At 27.5% G+C, this 20,750-nt stretch carries 16 protein-coding genes; 13 read left to right on the top strand and 3 right to left on the bottom strand.

What is annotated here, in order from left to right:
• Window positions 1-35: 35 nt before the first annotated feature.
• The 9 genes from ABUA17_RS13370 (at window position 36) to ABUA17_RS13410 (ending at window position 10,078) form a co-directional block, all read left to right on the top strand.
• Window positions 36-956 (top strand): ABC transporter ATP-binding protein, encoded by a 921-nt coding sequence (locus tag ABUA17_RS13370; RefSeq protein WP_042398033.1) that lies wholly within the window; start codon window positions 36-38, stop codon window positions 954-956.
• Entirely contained in the window at window positions 956-2,179 is a 1,224-nt protein-coding gene (locus tag ABUA17_RS13375; protein WP_042398035.1) for a DUF2705 family protein, read from the top strand. The genes ABUA17_RS13370 and ABUA17_RS13375 overlap by 1 nt, the downstream gene beginning before the upstream one ends.
• A gap of 242 nt (window positions 2,180-2,421) precedes the next feature.
• Window positions 2,422-3,192 (top strand): ABC transporter ATP-binding protein, encoded by a 771-nt coding sequence (locus ABUA17_RS13380; protein WP_195951158.1) that lies wholly within the window; start codon window positions 2,422-2,424, stop codon window positions 3,190-3,192.
• Window positions 3,182-5,161, top strand: coding sequence for an ABC transporter permease (locus ABUA17_RS13385; RefSeq protein ID WP_055291637.1), 1,980 nt, complete (start codon window positions 3,182-3,184; stop codon window positions 5,159-5,161). The genes ABUA17_RS13380 and ABUA17_RS13385 overlap by 11 nt, the downstream gene beginning before the upstream one ends.
• A gap of 213 nt (window positions 5,162-5,374) precedes the next feature.
• Window positions 5,375-6,310, top strand: coding sequence for a carbohydrate ABC transporter permease (locus tag ABUA17_RS13390; RefSeq protein WP_082423904.1), 936 nt, complete (start codon window positions 5,375-5,377; stop codon window positions 6,308-6,310).
• On the top strand, window positions 6,310-7,134 hold the full coding sequence (locus ABUA17_RS13395; protein ID WP_055291636.1) for a carbohydrate ABC transporter permease: 825 nt from the start codon (window positions 6,310-6,312) through the stop codon (window positions 7,132-7,134). Before ABUA17_RS13390 ends, ABUA17_RS13395 begins: the two co-directional genes overlap by 1 nt.
• A gap of 38 nt (window positions 7,135-7,172) precedes the next feature.
• Window positions 7,173-8,513 (top strand): ABC transporter substrate-binding protein, encoded by a 1,341-nt coding sequence (locus tag ABUA17_RS13400; protein WP_055291635.1) that lies wholly within the window; start codon window positions 7,173-7,175, stop codon window positions 8,511-8,513.
• Between the two features lie 36 nt (window positions 8,514-8,549).
• Window positions 8,550-9,335: a Cof-type HAD-IIB family hydrolase gene (locus tag ABUA17_RS13405; RefSeq protein ID WP_055291634.1), complete on the top strand. Its 786-nt coding sequence runs from the start codon at window positions 8,550-8,552 to the stop codon at window positions 9,333-9,335.
• A gap of 20 nt (window positions 9,336-9,355) precedes the next feature.
• Window positions 9,356-10,078 (top strand): glycerophosphodiester phosphodiesterase, encoded by a 723-nt coding sequence (locus ABUA17_RS13410; protein WP_055291633.1) that lies wholly within the window; start codon window positions 9,356-9,358, stop codon window positions 10,076-10,078.
• 101 nt (window positions 10,079-10,179) lie between these two features.
• On the opposite strand, the gene ABUA17_RS13415 is transcribed toward ABUA17_RS13410, so the two are convergent.
• The 3 genes from ABUA17_RS13415 to ABUA17_RS13425 are packed head-to-tail and all read right to left on the bottom strand — an operon-like array spanning window position 10,180 to window position 14,249.
• Window positions 10,180-10,881 (bottom strand): DUF624 domain-containing protein, encoded by a 702-nt coding sequence (locus tag ABUA17_RS13415; protein ID WP_042398044.1) that lies wholly within the window; start codon window positions 10,879-10,881, stop codon window positions 10,180-10,182.
• 18 nt (window positions 10,882-10,899) lie between these two features.
• Window positions 10,900-12,711, bottom strand: a complete 1,812-nt coding sequence (locus ABUA17_RS13420) for a sensor histidine kinase (protein WP_055291632.1) — start codon at window positions 12,709-12,711, stop codon at window positions 10,900-10,902.
• Window positions 12,711-14,249, bottom strand: a complete 1,539-nt coding sequence (locus ABUA17_RS13425; RefSeq protein WP_042398046.1) for a response regulator transcription factor — start codon at window positions 14,247-14,249, stop codon at window positions 12,711-12,713. The genes ABUA17_RS13420 and ABUA17_RS13425 overlap by 1 nt, the downstream gene beginning before the upstream one ends.
• 245 nt (window positions 14,250-14,494) lie before the next feature.
• Here ABUA17_RS13425 and ABUA17_RS13430 point away from each other — a divergent pair, with 245 nt between their 5' ends.
• The 4 genes from ABUA17_RS13430 (at window position 14,495) to ABUA17_RS13445 (ending at window position 20,512) form a co-directional block, all read left to right on the top strand.
• On the top strand, window positions 14,495-15,490 hold the full coding sequence (locus ABUA17_RS13430; RefSeq protein ID WP_082423903.1) for an ABC transporter permease: 996 nt from the start codon (window positions 14,495-14,497) through the stop codon (window positions 15,488-15,490).
• Between the two features lie 10 nt (window positions 15,491-15,500).
• The gene (locus ABUA17_RS13435; RefSeq protein ID WP_042398048.1) at window positions 15,501-16,397 is read left to right on the top strand and encodes a carbohydrate ABC transporter permease; all 897 of its coding nucleotides are present in this window, start codon (window positions 15,501-15,503) and stop codon (window positions 16,395-16,397) included.
• Between the two features lie 75 nt (window positions 16,398-16,472).
• Window positions 16,473-18,017 (top strand): ABC transporter substrate-binding protein, encoded by a 1,545-nt coding sequence (locus ABUA17_RS13440; protein WP_042398050.1) that lies wholly within the window; start codon window positions 16,473-16,475, stop codon window positions 18,015-18,017.
• Window positions 18,018-18,430: 413 nt separating this feature from the next.
• Window positions 18,431-20,512 carry a beta-galactosidase gene (locus ABUA17_RS13445; RefSeq protein WP_042398052.1) on the top strand — a complete coding sequence of 694 codons (2,082 nt, stop codon included), beginning with the start codon at window positions 18,431-18,433 and terminating at the stop codon, window positions 20,510-20,512.
• The last annotated feature ends 238 nt before the right edge of the window (window positions 20,513-20,750 follow it).

Below are 20,750 nucleotides of genomic sequence, written 5' to 3' on the forward strand. Positions count from 1 at the left end.
CAAGGAGTGATGGAAAAAGTGTAGGAGGAAGATACATGAATGTTTTAGAGGTAAATGATTTAAGAAAGTCATTAGGAAAAAGAGAAATTATAAAAGGTGTAAGTTTTAATATAAAGTCTGGAGAAATATTTGGATTTTTAGGACCTAATGGTGCTGGGAAAACTACTACAATAAGAATGTTAGTTGGATTAATTAAACCAACATCAGGAGAAATAAAAATTTGTGGGCATGATTTAAGTAAGGATACAACCAATGCTTTAAGTGAAGTTGGAGCAGTAGTTGAAAATCCAGAGTTATACAAGTATTTATCAGGTAGAGAAAATCTTATGCAAATTGCAAGAATAAGAAAGGTATCTAAAGAAGATGTAGAAGAAACTATAAAACTTGTTGGTCTTGAGGGAAGGATTGATGATAAAGTAAGAAAATATTCTTTAGGAATGAAGCAAAGATTAGGACTAGCAGCGTCCCTTTTATCAAAACCAAAGCTACTAATTTTAGATGAGCCAACGAATGGATTAGATCCATCTGGAATATTAGATTTTAGAGAAGTTGTACAAAAGGCAGCTAAGGAAAGGGGAATGGCTGTATTTGTATCATCTCACATATTATCAGAAGTTCAAAATCTTTGTGATAAAGTTGCATTTATTAATGATGGAGTAATTAAGGCTGTTGAAGAAATAAATTCAGATACAAATTCTATGGATACTGAGAAAGATATAATTTGTCTCGTTTCTAATGATGATAAGAAAATAATTGAAAATGAAGTTAAAAAATTAACTTATGTTTCATCATGTAAAATTAATGATAAGGGATTACAAATAATATTAGAATCTAACTCAACGTCTAAGCTGGTTAAGCATTTAGCATGTAATAATTTTAATATTGAAGAAATCTATAAGGAAAGAAAAGGCTTAGAGCAAAGATATATGGAATTAGTTGAGGGAGGAATAAGATAATGTTATTTACTTTAATAAAAAATGAATTAATAAAACTTATGAAAAAGTCCAAGACATGGATAGTATTTGCACTTTTTGCAGCTTTCATAGCAGTAACTATATTTGCTCAATATAGAAGCGATAAAAATATGAGAGTATGGAGTTCACCAGAGAAACAACTAGAAATGGCTCAAGATAATTTAAACTATTATAATGAAGAACTTGAGCTGAATAAAGACACTGATGTTAATCCAGAATATATAACATATTTACAAGAGGCTATAGAAAATTCAAAGGCTCAAATAGAAAACTATGAAGATATAATAAAAAATGGATTAGATGAAAAGGCATGGAAGCTTCAATTAGATCAAATGATTGAGGATAGTAAGCAAATTATAGAAAGTTATAAAAAGTACGATGATGAGTGGTCAAAAAGATATTTAATGGAAGAGCAAGATAATTTAGAAATGTATAATTATCTTAAGGATAATAATATTGAGCCACTTTATGGATGGGAATATGAAGCTTATAACTATATGACTTCACTTATGCAATTTTTAGGAATGGCACTTTTACTTTGTGGGATAGCTGTATTTATGAGTGATATAGTTTCTGGAGAATGTACGCCAGCTACATTAAAATTCCTACTTGTACAACCAGTAACAAGAGGAAAGGTGCTTTTATCTAAGTTTATATCAGTAACAATAACAGTTGTTGCTATGATTTTAGGGGGAGAACTTATAGGATTTGCTTTTGTAAATTTAACTAGTAAACTAGGTGGAGCTAGCTATCCAGTTAATTTAGGAGCTCAATATAATAAGGTTATAAATTCTGAAGGTGTAGCTGAATTAGTTAAAGTTGTAGGATCAGGGCACATGGGAACTAATGGAGAATTGTTTGTTAAAGCTATGTTATTCCAAGGATTATTTATTATAGCAGCTTGTTCAGTAGTATTTTTAATTTCAACTTTAATAAAAAGTAGTATGATAACTATGGCATTATCAGTAGTTGTTACGGTATTTTTAAGTATAGGAAGTCAAGGAATAGATTCACTTAAAGATGTTGCACATTTAATATTTGTAAACTATGGTGATGGAATTAGTGTATTAACTGGAAGTAGTGCATTAGCGTTTAATAATCCTAATATGACAGTTCAAAATGGAATAATAGTTATGATTGCAACTATTGTAATTTCATATACAATTGCGCATATTAACTTTAAAAGAAAAGATATTTTAATTTAATAAAAATAATTATCTTATATTGTATAAGTTGATTAATAATAAATTGTATCAGGAGAAAATATGTATATTTTCATCTGCGATAATTATAAAATACGCACACCACTTTGGTGTGCGATTTTTGTTATATAACAAAAATGTAAGGTTTCTGTTATATAGTTCTATGGATAGAGTATCATATTAATTGTAAAATTTAATCATAGTCAAGGGAAAGTCTTGAAAATATGAACTCAGTGGAGGAAAGTATGAAAAGGGAAGTTTTAAAGGTAAGTAATATAGAAAAATATTATGGAAATAAGAGTAATATAACTAAAGCAATTAATAATATTAGTTTTACAGTAGAAGAAGGAGAATTTATTGGGGTAATGGGTGCTTCAGGAAGTGGTAAAACTACATTATTAAATTGTATCTCAACAATAGATAAAGTAAGCAGTGGACACATTTTTATAAATAATAATGATATTACAAAGTTAAACACTAAAAAAATAGCAAAATTCAGAAGAGAAGAACTTGGATTTATATTTCAAGATTTTAACTTATTAGATACATTAACTTGTTATGAAAATATAGCATTAGCACTAACTATTTCAAGAGTCAATCATAAAGAAATTGATAGTAGAGTTAAAGAAGTAGCAAGTAAGCTTGGGATTATAGAAATATTAAATAAATATCCTTATGAGGTATCAGGTGGACAAAAACAAAGAGTTGCATGTGCAAGAGCAATAATAACTAATCCATCATTAGTTTTAGCAGATGAGCCAACTGGTGCATTAGATTCAAAGTCTGCAAAAATGCTTCTTGAAAGTTTAGAACATTTAAATACAGAATTAAATGCAACTATTATGATGGTAACTCATGATGCTTTTACAGCAAGCTATGCAAGTAGAATTTTATTTATTAAAGATGGAAAGATTTTTAATGAGTTAGTTAGAGGAAATGATAGTAGAAAAGATTTCTTTAATAAGATAATTGAAGTTGTTACCTTACTTGGAGGTGACCAAAGAGATGTATTTTAAATTAGCATTTAGGAATATACAAAAGAGTTTAAAAGATTACACAATATATTTTTTGACCTTAGTATTTGGTGTATGTATATTTTATACTTTTAATTCAATAGAGTCTCAAAGTATAATGATGGAGTTAAGTGACTTGAAGGCTAATGCCTTTGAATTAACAAGTAATATTATTGGAATAGTTTCTATATTTATTTCTTTTATTTTAGGATTTTTAATAGTGTATGCCAATAACTATTTAATTAAAAGGAGAAAAAAAGAGTTTGGTATATATATGACTTTAGGTATGGAAAATAGAAAGCTTTCAAGTATTATATTTATAGAAACTATGTTAATAGGGATAATTTCTTTAGGTATAGGGTTAGTACTAGGGGTATTATTATCACAGGGAATATCTATATTTACGGCCAAATTATTTGAAGTTAATATAACTAAGTTTACATTTGTATTTTCTAAAGCCGCATTTGTAAGAACTATAGGTAATTTTGGACTTATTTATTTAGTTGTTTTAATATTTGATTCTATAACTATTAGAAAAGTAAAGTTAATAGACTTATTAAATGATTCAAAGAAAAATGAAAAGTTAAGAGTTAAAAATATTTGGATTTCAATAATAGTATTTTTAATAAGTATTATAAGCATAGGTGAAGGATATCACATAATATTAAAAAATGGATTGGCTGTTATGGATAGCACAATAGTTAAAGCAATTATATTTGGAGCAGTAGGTACATTTTTATTTTTCTTTTCTTTGTCAGGATTTTTACTTAAGATATTTCAAAGCAATAAAAAGAATTACTTAAAGAACTTAAATATGTTTGTTTTAAGACAAATAAATAGCAAGATAAACACAACTTTTATATCAATGTCTTTTATATGCTTAATGTTATTTGTAGCTATATGCACTTTTTCAGCTGGCTTAGGGATAACTAAGGCTATGAATAGTGATGTAGAAGATTTAACTCAATTTGATGCTAGTTTTTGGTCTTATGATACTGAAGATGTACTAAATACAATTAATGAACAATATGGAGGATTAGATGAAATTATAGGGGAAAAATCACAATATACTAATTATGAAAGTGATTTTACTTATAAAAAGTTCTTTAGTAAAGAGGTAGTTGAAAAAAATAAAAATTTATATCCAATATCACAAGATAGACCAATAAGTATAATTAAGCTTTCTGATTTTAATTCACTTATGAAAATGTTGAATAGAGATGAAATAAATTTAAAAGAAGATGAATATTATGCTTTTGGAGATGTAAGTGAAGTAATTAAAGATATTCAAGAAAATATAAATAATAATGTAGAAGTAGATATAAATGGTACAATATTAGTACCAGCAAATTATAAAGTTATAAGTGCTACAACTTATGATTCAATGATGAAAAATAATATTTGTACAATTGTTGTTAATGATGAAGTTACAGATGGATTAAAAGCTGTATTTTGCAATTTAAATATTAATTTTAAAGGTGATATAAAAGAAGCAGAAAAATATTTAAATGAAAATTTTAGGACACAAGAAAGAGAGGGGAAAGTTTCAGTTTATGGATTAACTAAGAATGAACTTTTAGATAATTCTGTTGGGATAGGAGCAATGATATCTTATTTAGCAATTTATATAGGAATAGTATTTTTAATAACATCAGCAGCTGTTCTTGCACTTCAACAATTAAGTGAATCAGCAGATAATGTTTATAGATATAGAATGCTAAAGAAAATTGGTGTTGATAATGAAATGATTAATAAGTCTTTATTTACTCAAATAGGAATTTATTTTATTGTTCCACTATCATTGTCAATGGTTCATTCTATAGTGGGATTAAAAGTAGCCAGTGATCTTGTTTCTATTTTTGGAAGTGGAAATATTCAATATTATATCTTATTTACAGCTATAGTGTTAGTTGTAGTTTATGGAGGATATTTTATTGCAACATATAATGGAGCAAAGAAAATGATTAAGTAAAGTATTTATTTAGGTTGTTCGAAAAGAACAACCTTTTTTTGTGTGTAAATAAAGAAATTTATATTTTAAGGTGTACTTAAAATTAATTTGGAGATAGTTAAGTTAATTTAACAAAAAGGAATAAATTGTTAAATTAACTTAACTATTTTCTAATACTTACTTAATGTTGCTTAAGTATTCTGATTAAGGAAATAAAAGTTAAGGGGGAAAAACATGGCGGAACAATATCTAAAGTTAAAGGATATAAATGAAAATAATATTAGTAAAAGAGTATCATTAAAAAATAGAAGGGTATTAAAAAGTAAAATGGAACCTTATTTTTATTTAATACCTGCATTTATTATATTTGGGTTATTTGTATTTTATCCATTTATAAAAACAATAATAATGAGTATGTCTACTACTAATATAAGAGGAGAAATTAAGGAATTCGTTGGATTGGAAAACTTTAAAGAAATTTTAACTTCACCGGAATTCTATAACTCAATAGTTGTAACATTTAAATTTGTTTTAATGGTGGCAGCTCCATCTGTAATTATTGGATTTTTACTAGCTTTATTAGCAAATAATAAATTAAGAGGAAATAGAATTTTTGAACTTATGTTTTCATTACCAATGGCAATAGCATCTGCGCCAGCAGCTGTAATCTGGACAATGATTTTTCATCCTACAAATGGAATACTTAATCATGTTTTAGGTACACAAATTGGATGGTTAACAGATTCAAAGTTTGCTCTAATTTCAGTTACAATGGTAACTGTTTGGTTAAATATAGGATTAAACTTTATATTCTTATTAACAGGATTAAGAAATATACCAACTGAGCTTATAGAAAGTGCATCTATAGATGGGGCAAGTTATTTAACAAAAGTTAAGAAGATAATAATACCTATGGTATCTCCACAAATGTTTTTAGTTGTATTTATGAATTTAATAAATGCATTCCAAGCCTTTGGACAAATAAAGTTACTAACACAAGGTGGACCTGGAGATTCAACTAATGTGCTTGTTCATTCTATTTATAGAGAAGCATTTTTCAATGGAAGATTTGAAATGGCATGCGCTCAAGCACTTATATTATTTGTAATAATGATGATAGTGACATTGTTACAATTTAAGTTTGAAAAGAAAGGGGTACATTATCAATAATGAGTAAACGAAAAAGAAATAAAATTATATTAACTGTATTAAGTATAGTTGTTGGATTACTAATTATTTTTCCACTTTTATATGCATTAAGTTTAAGCTTTATGAGTCAAACTGAAATGACACAGTATCCTCATAAAATTATTCCAGGTAAATTAACTTTAGATAATTTTAAAGCTGCATTAAACACAGTACCTCTTTTAAAATTTATAACTAATAGTTTTATTGTTTCTGTATGTGTAACAGTAGGACAAGTTATAACTGCAAGTTTAGCATCGTATGCATTTGCATTTTATGATTTTAAAGGAAAAAATTTATTGTTTTTAATGGTTTTATCAACAATGATGATACCAGCAGAAACTACAGTTATATCAAACTTCTTAACTGTAAGTTCATGGGGGTGGAATGATAGTTTACAAGTTCTTATAGTGCCATTTTTAACATCAGCTATGGGAATTTTCTTGATGAGACAGTTTTATTTAACATTACCAAAGGAAATAAGAGAAGCAGCTAAAATTGATGGGTGTAGCAATTTAAAATTCTTATTTAAGATTTTAATACCAGTGTCTAAGCCAGCAATAGCATCATTATCAATATATGTATTCATTAATACATGGAATCAATATTTATGGCCACTATTAACAATAAATAATGGAAATAACAGAACAGTTCAAATAGGAATAAGTATGCTTCAATACTCAGAAGGAAGTAGTTATGGGGTAGTACTAGCAGGGGCAATATTAATTTTAATACCTTCAGTATTTATATTTATATTAGGTCAAAAGCAACTAGTAAAAGGTATGACGGCAGGAGCAGTTAAAGGATAAAAAGTAAATTAAAAATTTAAAAAAGTGAGGAAAAGGGAATGAAAAGAAGATTATTAGCAATAACGGTAAGTACAATTTTAGGGGTTACGACATTAGCTGGGTGTTCAAATAATTCAGTAGGAAGTAATAAAACAGGGGAAAATACTGAAATAACTTTTTGGCACTCTATGGGAGGAAAAGGTGGAGAAGCTATAAATTCATTAGTTGAAGAATTTAATAATTCACAAGATGAAATTACAGTAGTTGCCGAATATCAAGGAAGTTATGATGATTCTATAAATAAACTTAAAAGTTCAGCATTAAGTAATTCAGGACCAGATGTTATGCAATTATATGATATCGGAACTAAGTGGATGATTGATAGTGAATATGCTATACCAATGCAAGATATGATAGATAAGAACGGTTATGATACAGCTTCTTTAGAAAAAAATATATTAGATTACTATACTATAGATGGTAAGTTATATTCAATGCCATTTAATAGTTCAACTCCTATTTTATTTTATAATAAGACCGCATTTGTAGAGGCTGGTTTAACAGAGGATGATATTCCAACGAATTTTAATGAAATAATAGATGTTGCTAATAAATTAGCAATTAAAGATGGAAATCAAGTTTCAAGATATGGATATGCAATGCAAATATATGGATGGTTTTTTGAGCAATTCTTAATAAAGCAAGAATTAGATTATGCTAATGAGGGAAATGGAAGAGAAGGAGATGCAACAGAGGTTGTATTTGATAATAATGATGGAGCATTAAACATAGTAGAGGGATGGAAGTCACTTGTTAACTCTGGTGTTGTTGGAAACTTTGGTAGAGATGGTCAAAATACATTAGATGCATTTTCATCAGGAAACGCTGCAATGATAGTTGCTTCAACTGCTAATTTAGGTGATTTAAAGAGCAAGATAGGTGATAGCTTTGAATTAGGAACAGCATATTTCCCAGCTGTTTTAGAAGGTGATGAAGGTGGAGTATCAGTTGGAGGAGCATCTTTATGGATAATGGATAAGGGGGATGATGAAAAGGAAGATGCTGCTTTTGAATTTATAAAGTTTATGGTATCAGCTGAATCACAAGTTAAATGGGCACAAGCAACAGGATATTTCTCAGTTTCAACAGATGCTTATGAATTACCAGAAATGGTTGAATATTTAGAAGCAAATCCAGAATTTAAAACAGCAATAGAGCAATTAAGAGAAAATAATAATAAATCAGGTGCTGTTTTAGGAGTATTCCCAGAAGCAAGAGCAGCTATAGAAGAAAATATAGAAAAAGTACTAAATAATGAAATAACAGCGCAAAATGCAGTAGATAATATGGCAAAAACAATTAATAGTGCATTAGAAAAGTATAATAAGTCAAATAATTAAAAAATATAATGAAGCAAATCATCAAGGGAGGAAAAGATGAAAAAAACTATTTTTTTTGATGTAGACAATACATTAGTTTGTAGAGAAAAAAATATTATAAGTGATCATACTATTAAAGCAATAAATATGTGTAAAAATAATGGAGTTAATGTAGCTATAGCAACTGGTAGATCTTTAGCTATGGTAAAGCAGGAAAATCTCTATAAAATGTTTAATACTATAGTAAGCGCTAATGGATCATTAATTACTGTAAAGGATAAGGTTATCTATAAAAAGTATATGAAGCAAGAGAGCGTACAAGATATAGTACAATATTTTGAAGAAAATGATATACCATATTGTTTACACATGTTAGATAAAAGTGTTGGGAAAACAGAATATCAGTGGGTTAAGGAATTTTCAATGAAGTATAATATGAAAATAGAAAAATTAGAAGATGTAGTATTAAAAAATATAAGCAAATACGAGGTTTTTCAAATAAATGCAAATATAAAAAGTAAAGATATTTCTAAAATTATGAAAAAATATAGTATATTTAAGTTTGTTGAATTAGTAGATATAAAAGAAGGATATGATATATTTAATAGTGAATGTAATAAAGGAAGTGCAATTAAATATATTAGAAATAGCATTAATGATAAAAATATTAAGTATTATGCTTTTGGAGACGGTTTTAATGATTTAGAAATGTTTGAGGAAGTAGATTATTCAGTTGCAATGGGAAATGGATGCGATGAATTAAAAAAGAGAGCAGATTTAGTAACTGATAATATTAATGATCATGGTGTGTATAATGCATTAAAAGCATTAAAAATAATATAAATATTTTGAGGTGAAGTTGTATGATAAATTTTGCACATAGAGGGGCAAGTAAGTATTATCCTGAAAACACTATATTATCAATAAAAGAAGGCATAAAAACAGGAGCAACTGGTTTAGAAATTGATGTTCATAAGAGTAAAGACAATAAACTTGTTGTAATACATGATGAAGATATTGAAAGAACATTTATAGGAAAAGGGTTAGTAAAGGATTATACCCTTAAAGAACTTAAGGGTTTTAAGTGTAGAAATAAGAATTTTGAAGATAACTTAGAGTGTAGAATTCCTACTTTAGAAGAGGTTTTAGAGTTAGTTAAAGCTTCTAGGGTAATATTAAATATAGAACTTAAAACTGATGAAATACATTATGAGGGAATTGAAAAAGATGTAATAGATTTAGTTAACAAGTATGAGTTAAAGAATAGAGTAATATTATCTAGCTTTAATCATGAGTCTATAAAAATTTCTAGAGAAATTGATAGTGAGTTTAAAACAGGATTATTATATTATCAGCCTATAAAAGATGTAGTTAATTATGCTAAGGATTTTGGTGCAAATGCAATTCACCCAGATATTAGATTAGTATCAGAAGCGCTTATTAAAGAAGCTAAAGAAAATAATATAGATGTAAATATTTATACTGTGAATAGTCCAATCTTAATGAGAAAATTAATTTCAGCAGGAGTAAGTGGAGTATTTACCGATTATCCAGACTTGTTACAGGAAATAATAAATAATGGATAAATAAAAGATAAAAGTAATAACTCTGATAGAAAACTAAAAGTTTTCTATCAGAGTTATTACTTTTTATTTATTCAATATAAAGTTTGTTGAAGATATTACATTTAATTAGAAGCTGATAAAGTTCCAACTGATGATTTCTTTTCAAGCTCTAATAATATAGGTTTATCATAAATTGTTAATATAAAACAAAGTATACTTGGTATAAATAGTACTAACAGAGCATGTATTTTAGCAACAAGGAAAAGTGCTATTAATGTAACAATTATTTTTAATAAAGTTATATAGAATTTCTTTATTGAATAGTAAAAAGATAATGCAACAATATCTCTTAATTTCATATGAAATCTACAATTAATAGGAAATGCATAAAGACCTAATATTAATACAAAAATTCCTAATATTAAAAATATTATATGAAGTCCACTTGAAGACATATTTAAATAAAAATACTGAAAATCTACAAAGAAGATAGTTAATAATAATAATTCTACAAACCATAATTTAAAGTTAGACTTAAATTGAGTTTTATAAGAGTTAAAAAAGTAAGAGGTGAATGAAATATCTTTTTCTCTAACTATTTCAGCCATTGTAGAGTATAAAGCGCCTAAAGCTGGTCCAAATGGAATTAAGCAAATAAATAATAAAGCTATACTAAATAGACTAGCATTATATGATGTTAGTGTATAAAAAAATATAAGTGGTATATTAAGGAGAATAAAATAAAGTCCTCCTAATAAAAGCCAAGTTATATAATTAATAATTGAAAAAAGTGGTTTGTCATAAAATTCTTTTTGTTTACCCATAGTTTAATACCTCATATTTTAATCATTTTTTTCTATTTCTTTAATTGGTGGAATTTTAATAATGACTGTAGTACCATAATTATAAACACTTTTAAATGAAAGGCCATAATTATCACCATATAACAGTTTAATTCTTTTGTTGATATTTTTTAAGCCATAACCACTACCTTTTGAAGAGGTAAGCTTATTATCGATTAGTTCTTTAAGTTTATCTTCAGTCATTCCTATACCATCATCAGAAATTGTTAGAATCACATCTGAGTTAATAGAATATCCTAGTATAGAAATAGTGCCAGTTCCCTCACCTTTACCCAGAATTCCATAATTAATAGAATTTTCAATAATAGGTTGTAAAGTAATCTTTGGAATTAAATAATCATTAATAGCTTCATCAACATTAATTTTTAATGAAATTCTATTGTTATATCTCATATTTTGAATGTTTACAAATAATGTTGCATGCTGTAGCTCATCTTTTATAGGAACTAAGTCCTTACCCTTGTTTAAAGAAAGCTTATAAAATTTAGCTAAATTTTTAACTGCATGGCTAATTTCAGAGTTCATTTTTTTATATGACATCCAATTAATCATATCTAGGGTGTTATATAAAAAATGAGGATTAATCTGAGATTGTAAAGCCTTTAATTCAGCATTTTTTACACTCTTACCAAGTTTGTATTGTTCATCAATTAATATAGACATTTTACCAATCATATAATTGTAACTATCAATTAATTCTCCTAATTCATCATTATCATTATGATCAATATAATGACTAAAGTCACCGGATTGAACACAACGCATCCCTTTAACTACTTTATTTAATCTTTTATTTATATATTTTATGAAATAAAAAGCTAAAGCTATAGAAGTTCCACCACAAATAACTACTATAATGAAAAGATAGATTCTTTGAGAATTTATAGCAGCAATAATACTTGATTCTGGTAATAAGGTTACCAAATACCAATCTGTTTTATCTATTAAAGACGATTTAACATAAATTTTTGAATTATTAACTTTAGTAGTGGAAAACTTATTATTTATATTTGCAAAATCTTGAATTTGATTTATATCAGTTATATATTCAATATTTTGATTTTTTTCTTCGGATGAACAAATTATGATTCCTTCAGAATTAATTATATAGCTAACAGTATTAGGTACAGAATTAATTTTATTGATAATATCGCTAATTAGAGATTTTTTAAAGGTAAGCTTTAAATAACCTATATTTTCAGCAAAATTATCAGGGCTTTTTATAGTTTTAAAAAGTGAGAGTGTATCAGATGGTAGTGGATTATAAGTAGTAAAATAAGAACTAGGTCCCCAAATAAATCGGGCATTAGTACTATTTATTGAATTTATAGCTTTAGTACCATCTAATATATTCATACTAAAAATATTTTTATTATCATTCTTGTAAATAAAATTATCATTAACATATAAACTTACATTAGAAACTTCAGATTCATCTTCGTATGATGAAAGAAATAATCTTAAATATGATAAATGACTTATTTGGTCAGATAGTAAATAATTATCAGGATCATTCCTAAGTATTGTTACAATGTTTTCATCAATAGCTAATGTATTAGAAATATCAAAGATTCTATATAGTTTATAAGTTATAAAATCAACAGATTGTTCAAAGGCCTTTTCAGTAGAATTTAATAAATTACTTTCAATGATATTGGACATTTTAGCATAAGAGTATCCAAATAAAGCTGTTAAAGGAACTAATATTAAAATACAATAAGTTAATAGAAATTTTTGTATTAAATTTAGTTTCCTAAAAAAAGTAATTTTATTTATAATATAATCTTTCATTATGTGAATTTACGCCTATATTCAGAGGGGCTATAGCCGACTTCCTTTTTGAAGATCTTAGCAAAATAATTGCCATCTCTATAGCCAACACTTGAAGCAATTTCATTCATTTTTATTGAAGGGTCTTGTAATAAAGTTTTTGCCTTGTCTAATCTATATTCAGTGATATATTTATTTACAGTAGTATTAGTATGATCTTTAAAAATTACGCATATATGTGCTGGTGTTAAAAATATATTTTTACTTATTTCCTCTAGGGAAAGATTAACATCAGCATAGTTTTCATGGATAAATTTTAAAATGTTTAATATAGGTTTATTATTGTTATTTTTTTCTTCTAATAATTTAAAGAAATTATTTATTTTATCTATAAGGTAACTATTAATTTCAAAGATAGTATTCAGTTGCAATATATCTTCAAATAGACTGTTACTATCTATATGAGTTGAGATATCAATTTTTCTATCATTTGAAAAGTTAATAAGTTTTAGCAGTAAATTATAATAGATATCCTTTACATAACTTATAGAGGTGCTTGGATAATTTTTAATTTCATTTGTTAATTCTTTAGTTAATAAAAGTAAACTAGACTTATCTTCATTAACTAAATATTTTTGAAAATCATCATAGATATCATTATTAAGTACATAAATTTTAGGATTAAAATTTTCTAAATAAATTACGGAATTATGATTATAAAAGAATGCAGAGTTAACTATTTTAATAATATCAGTATAAGCATTTTTAATATCATATATATTGTTGAAAATATTTCCTATACAGAAGTTTAAAGGTGTAAAGTTATTTATATATTCACTAACCGAAAATAGCAATGAATTAAATTCAGAATTAGATATTAATGATTTTATAGTATTTTTAAGAAATAAATTAATAATAATTTGTTTTTTATTAATAAACGATATCAAAGATTCCATATTGTAAATAGAAATTAAGTTTTGTAAATTAGAAATAATTAAGTTTTGATCAATATTAATACAATTAATTAAATTCAAACAAACGATTACAGAAGGCTTGTCCAATAATGACAAGTAGTAGTCAGAATTATAATGAGAAGATAAAAGTAAATTTATTTCATCATTAGTAATTGAATTAATTAAATCTAACACTATATTATCTTTAATGTTTTTATATATTATTTTTGATTTTTGAGCTTCTGTGACAGCATTTCTAATTGAAATTTCTAATTCATCTAAATCAATAGGCTTTTCTACATAGCTTATTGCTTTAAGGTGAATAGCTGATTTTAAATATTCTTTATCTGAAAAACCACTCATAAATATAATAGAACAATTAGGATATAATTCTCTAACCTTAAAAGATAATTCTATACCATTTAAACGAGGCATTCTTACATCGGTTAATAAAATATCTGGTTCAAAATCTTTTATAATTTCTAATGCATTTTGACCATCATATGCTTCTCGTACTTCACTGATATTTAAAGCCTTCCATGGAATTGTTTCTAATATACCCTGACGTGTAAAACTTTCATCATCTGCAATTAAAAGTTTGACCATATATATACCCCCTATATCAAATATGTTAAAATTATACCATTATTGTTAGAATTTATTCAACAATAAACATAAAATACAAAAATTATTCAATTTGGTTTTATTTAAGATTATAATAAATGGTAAGTCAAAATAAAAAAGATAATAATATTTTACTAGTATCTAATTATTTTACCAATAAATATTACTTATGTAGATGTTATCATTATATCAGTTGATGAAAACGATAACTTATAAGGGGGATATATATGGAGAAAGGGTTAGATAGCAAAAAAATTAAAAATGGATTTTTTTCGAAAAACAAAAATAAGGAAAATACTTTGTATGAGGAATCTTCTTTTGTAAGGCAATTTAAAAGAAATAGGATATTATTACTGATGCTTGTACCAGCAGTTACTTATTTCTTACTATTTAGTTATTTGCCTATGACAGGTTCAATTGTTGCATTTAAGAATTATAATTTTAGAGATGGTATTTTTGGAAGTCCATGGGTTGGATTTGACAATTTTAAATATTTCTTTATTTCAGGACAAGCTTGGACTGTAACCAGAAACACTATATTTTATAATGTATTGTTTATTGTTATTAATACAGTTCTTCAAATGGGGCTTGCGATATTAATTTCAGAAATTGGTGGAAAGTTCTTTAAAAAGATTACACAAACAGCAATGTTTTTACCATATTTTATTTCATGGGTTGTTGTTGGAATGATTGCTTACAATTTTTTAAATGTTGAGCATGGAACAATTAATACATTAATTGCAAAGCTTGGAGGAGAGAAAATTAATTTCTATGGAACAACATGGGTTTGGCCATTTATATTAGTATTTTTCTCAGCATGGAAAAATGTTGGATATGGAACAGTGCTATATCTAGCAGCAATAATGGGAATTGATACAGAAATATATGAAGCAGCTCAAATTGATGGAGCAAATATATTCCAAAGAATTTTCAAAGTAACAATTCCTTGTTTGGTACCGACTTTAATAATATTAACATTATTAGCAGTGGGAAATATCTTTAGAGGAGATTTCCAAATGTTTTATCAACTTGTAGGTAATAATGGACCATTATTTAATGCAACAGATGTTATAGATACATTCACATTTAGGTCTCTTATTCAATCAGGAGAAGTTGGAATGTCAGCAGCTGCTGGATTATATCAATCAGTATTTTGCTTTATAACAATAGTATTTACTAATTTCTTAGTTAAGAAATATGATCCAGATTACTCATTATTCTAGGAGGTAAAATATGAAGAAGTCAAAAGATATAAAAGTATTTAATATTTTAAGTTATACACTAATTGCACTAGTAGCAATAATATGTTTAATACCATTTTTAATGGTTGTAGTTGGATCTTTCACTGCAGAAAAAGAAATCATTGCAAATGGTTTCTCTTTCTTCCCAAAGGAATTGTCATTAGAAGCATATAAAACTGCATTAAAGGAACCAATGGCAATACTTAGGGCATATGGAGTAACAGCAAGTTTAACTGTAATTGGTACAGCAATTGGATTATTTATAGTAGCGATGACAGCATATGTATTACAAAGAAAGGACTTTAAGTGGAGAAATAAAGTATCATTTTTCTTCTACTTTACAACATTATTTAGTGGTGGATTAGTTCCATGGTATATTTTAATGGTAAAATATTTAGGTTTAAAGGATAGCTATTTATCTTTATTGTTACCACCATTGTTAAGTGTTTTCAATATAATTATTATGAAAAGCTATATGAGTGGAATTCCACAAGCATTAACAGAATCAGCTAAAATAGATGGGGCAGGAGACTTTACTATATTTATGAAGGTAATATTACCATTAGTCAAACCAGCACTTGCAACTATAGGAATGTTTATTGCATTAGGATATTGGAATGACTGGTATAATTCAATGTTATTTATAAATAATGAAAATTTATATTCATTACAATATTATTTATATAAGATTGTAAACAATATCGAAGCATATAAAACAATACTAGCACAAGCTGGTGGTGGAACTTCATTAGGTTCTACAATAAATATGCCAAGTGAGTCTTTAAAGATGGCATTAACAATTATAGTAACTGGACCAATTATATTAGTCTATCCATTTATTCAAAAATACTTTGTTAGTGGTGTAACTATAGGAGCGGTTAAAGGATAAAGATTAATAAAAAATACAAAAAGGATAAATACCAAAAGGGTTTATTTATAAATGAGTTATGAGGGGGATTTTAAAATGATAAGAAGGTCAATAAAAAAATTAGCAGCTATAGGTTTAAGCGTGCTTATGTTAAGTTCATTTATGGTAGGATGTGGGTCAAAAGGATCCGATGATAAAAGTGTAGCATCAAATTCTTCAGAATTAAAAGAAGTTAAATTGAAAATGTACTTAATAGGAGATAAACCAGCAGATTTTGATGAGGTTTATGCAAAGGTTAACGAAAAGATGAAGGAAGAAATAAATGCAACTTTAGAAGTGAATTTTATTCCTTGGTCAGATATGACAACTAAGTATCAACTATTATTCCAATCAGGTGAAGATTTTGATTTAATATTCACAGCTGCAGGGTGGGGATATTATAGCCAAGTTGCAACTAAAAATGGATTCTTAGAGTTAACAGATGACTTATTAAAGGAATATGCTCCACAAATTTATGCTAATGAACCAGCAGATGCATGGAATCAAGCAAAAATTGATGGGAAAGTATATATGGTTCCAAATGATAGAAATGAATATGGTACAAACGTATTTGCTTATAGAGGAGATTTAGCAAGCAAATATGGATTTGAATCAATTACAAGTTATGATGAACTTGAAGCATTTATGGATGCTGTAGCACAAGGTGAATCAGGAAATGGAATTAAGGTTATGGCTAATGGTGGGGGACAAAATTTACAATGGCCATATATGATTGAAAGATATGGATTCTCAACTGTTAGTGGAGCTCCAACACCATCGATTGGATATGATGTTAATGATACATCAGGAGAAGTATTTGCCTTTGTTGATACTCCAGAATATATGGAATATGTAACGAAAATGAAGGAATTTGCTGATAAGGGTTATTGGGCAGCAGATTCAATTTCAAGCCAAGCTACTAGAGATGAAGATTTCGTAGCAGGAAAAACTGCAATAATGACTTGGAATCTTAGTACTGTAGCAAATAGAACTGTTGAAATGAATGCAGCTAATCCAGATTGGAATGCAACATTACTTGATTTAAGTGAAGGAGTTAACAGAGTTGTTCAACCTTATACAAACAATGGTATTGCAATAAATGCTAATTCAAAAAATCCTGAAAGAGCTTTAATGGCAATTGAATTATTAAGATATGACGAAGAAATTAATAACTTAACTTGGTATGGTATTGAAGGTGAGCATTGGGAAAATTCAGCTGAAGGTGAATATACTTCTTTAGAAGGAAGTGATGCATTCCCAGCAGGTGAAGTTTGTCCGTGGGGATGGTATACTACTAAATTTGCTCGTACTTCATCTACTGAACCAGAAATAGTTCAAGAAACTATCACTAAGTGGAGTGACAATTATACAGTTTCTAATCCTTTAGCTGCATTTTCATTTGATGATTCTAATGTTAAAAATGAAATGGCAGCAGTAGGTAATGTTATTACTCAATATGGAGTACCTCTAGATTTAGGAATGGTTGATGATGTAGAAGCTGGTGTTAAAGAGTTTAGAGAAAAATTAACACAAGCTGGATTTGATAAGATATTAGAAGAATGTCAAAAACAAGCCACAGAATTTGTTAAATCATATAACTAAGATTCTAAATCTTTGATTTAGTTAATCGAAGTTACACCTACGAACAACGTGAGTAGTGTGTTTCATATAAAGATTCTAAATCTTTGATTTAGTTAATTGAAGTTACACTGTGTGTCTCATTTAAAATAGCCTTCTCACTATTAGTAATGCTCATAGTAATTATTATGGGCAAAGCTACACCTACGAGCATAAGTAAGTAGCGTGTTTCCAGTTTAAAATAGGCAGATGATTAAGATTTATAAAAATTATAGTCATCTGCCATTTTTAATAAAGAGATATAAAAAGTAAGAGAAATTAGTGCAATCAAATATATGGAAAGTGAGAATTTGTAGAAAATAAGATTAATTTAAAAATATCAAAATTTTAGATAAGAAGAAGTATGCAATAATTAAGCGGTATTGGAGGAATATAAAATGATTAAAAAATTTAAACCTGTTAATGAAAAGGTTAAAGGTTTTTTACACGGAGGAGATTATAATCCAGATCAATGGTTAGATTATCCTGAGATATTAAAGGAAGATGTAAGATTATTGAAATTAGCACATTGTAATTGTGTGTCTATAAATATTTTTGGGTGGAGCGCAATAGAGCCCGAAGAAGGTAAGTATACTTTTGAATGGCTTGATAAAGTTATGGATGATATGGCCGCGGCAGGGGTTCATGTAATTTTATCTACTCCAAGTGGAGCAAGACCAGCTTGGATGTCAGAAAAATATCCAGAAGTTTTACGTGTTTGGTCAGATAGAAGGAGAATACTTCATGGACAAAGACATAATCACTGCTTTACTTCACCAATATATAGAGAAAAGACTTCAGAAATTAATAGAATATTAGCAGAAAGATATAAAGATCATCCTGCACTTATAATGTGGCATGTATCTAATGAGTATGGTGGAGAGTGTCATTGTAATCTTTGCCAAGAAGCTTTTAGAGAATGGTTAAAAGTTAAATATGAAAATGATTTAGAAAAATTAAATAAAGCATGGTGGACAGGATTTTGGAGTCATAAATTTACTAGTTGGTCACAAATAGAAAGTCCAGCACATCATGGTGAAGAGTTTGTTCATGGACATAATCTTGATTGGAAGAGATTTGCTACAGATCAAACTATAGATTTCTATAAAAATGAAATAGCACCAATTAGAGAAATAACACCTAATATACCTGTTACAACTAATTTCATGGGTGATTATCCAAGAATGAGTTTATTTAATGGATTAGATTATTGGAAGTTTGCTAAAGAAGTGGATGTTGTATCATGGGATGATTATCCAGCATGGCATAATAATTTTGAAAAGACATATGATACTGCAGCTAATGTTAGTTTTGTACATGATGTATATAGAACATTAAAGGGCGGACAACCATTTTTAATAATGGAAAGTACTCCAAGCTTAGTTAACTGGCATAAGGTAAATAAAACTAAGAGACCAGGAATGCATTTATTATCATCACTTCAAGGTGTGGCACATGGAGCAGATTCAGTTCAATACTTCCAATGGAGAAAAGGAAGAGGAGCATCTGAAAAATTCCATGGAGCAGTAGTAGATCATTGTGGACATGAAAATACTAGGGTATTTAGAGAAGTTACAGAAGTAGGGGAAACATTAGAAAAATTAACTGAAATACTTGGAACTAGTGTAGAACCAGAAGTAGCTATAATTTATGATTGGGAAAATAGATGGGCAATAGATGATTGCCAAGCACTTAAAAATGATAATAAGGGATACTTTGAAGCTGTTGAAGATTATTATAAGGTGTTTTGGAGAAAAGGAATTCCTGTAGATGTAGTTAATATGGAGTGTGATTTTTCTAAGTATAAATTGCTTGTGGCACCAATGTTATATATGATAAGACCAGGTGTTGCTGAAAGAATAACAGAGTTTGTTAAAGATGGTGGTACTTTAGTTACAACTTATTTCAGTGGATTAGTTGATGAAAATGATTTATGCTTCTTAGGGGGATTCCCAGGACCACTAAGAGAAGTTACAGGAATTTGGGCTGAAGAAATTGACACATTGTATGATTCAGATGTAAATTATTTAGAGTTTAAAGATAGTAATGAGTTAGGTGCTAAAGGAAGTTATAAATTAAGAGATTATTGTGATGTAATTCATGCTGAAACTGCAGAAGTATTAGCAACTTATAAAAATGATTATTATGCTGGAATGCCTGCATTAACAGTAAACAATTATGGAAATGGTAAGGCTTATTATATAGCAGCAAGAACTAATAATGATTTTGATACTGAGTTCTTTACTAAAATAATAAATGACTTAGAAATTAAACCTGTAATTAATACTGAATTACCTATTGGAGTAACAGCTCAAATGAGAACTGATGGTGAAAATGATTATGTATTTGTTATGAATTTTAGTGAAGAAAATAACACTGTTGTTTTAGATGATAATAAGTATGTTGATATGCTTACAAATGAAGAAGTTAGTGGGGAATTAAAGTTAAATAAATATGGTGTTAAAGTATTAAAAAGATAGTAGAAAATTATATATACGTTGAATGAAGTATTAAGGTTAGTATTAAAAGGAATGCTAACCTTATTTCTTTAAAAATTATTATATCTAAAGTTAAATGTTAGAATAGTATTTTATTCACGGGTACTTCAATAAAAAATTCTTAGTTTCATTTTGATTTATAAAAATGATAAATTACAATATCAAGTGCAACACTAATTAATTGCAAAAAAAATAACCCATACGGGTACGTTCATGTTAA

It is taken from the genome of Clostridium sp. RTP31139st1_H3_RTP31139_211217 (assembly GCF_040227035.1).
In the GTDB taxonomy this organism is placed as follows: domain Bacteria; phylum Bacillota; class Clostridia; order Clostridiales; family Clostridiaceae; genus Clostridium; species Clostridium saudiense.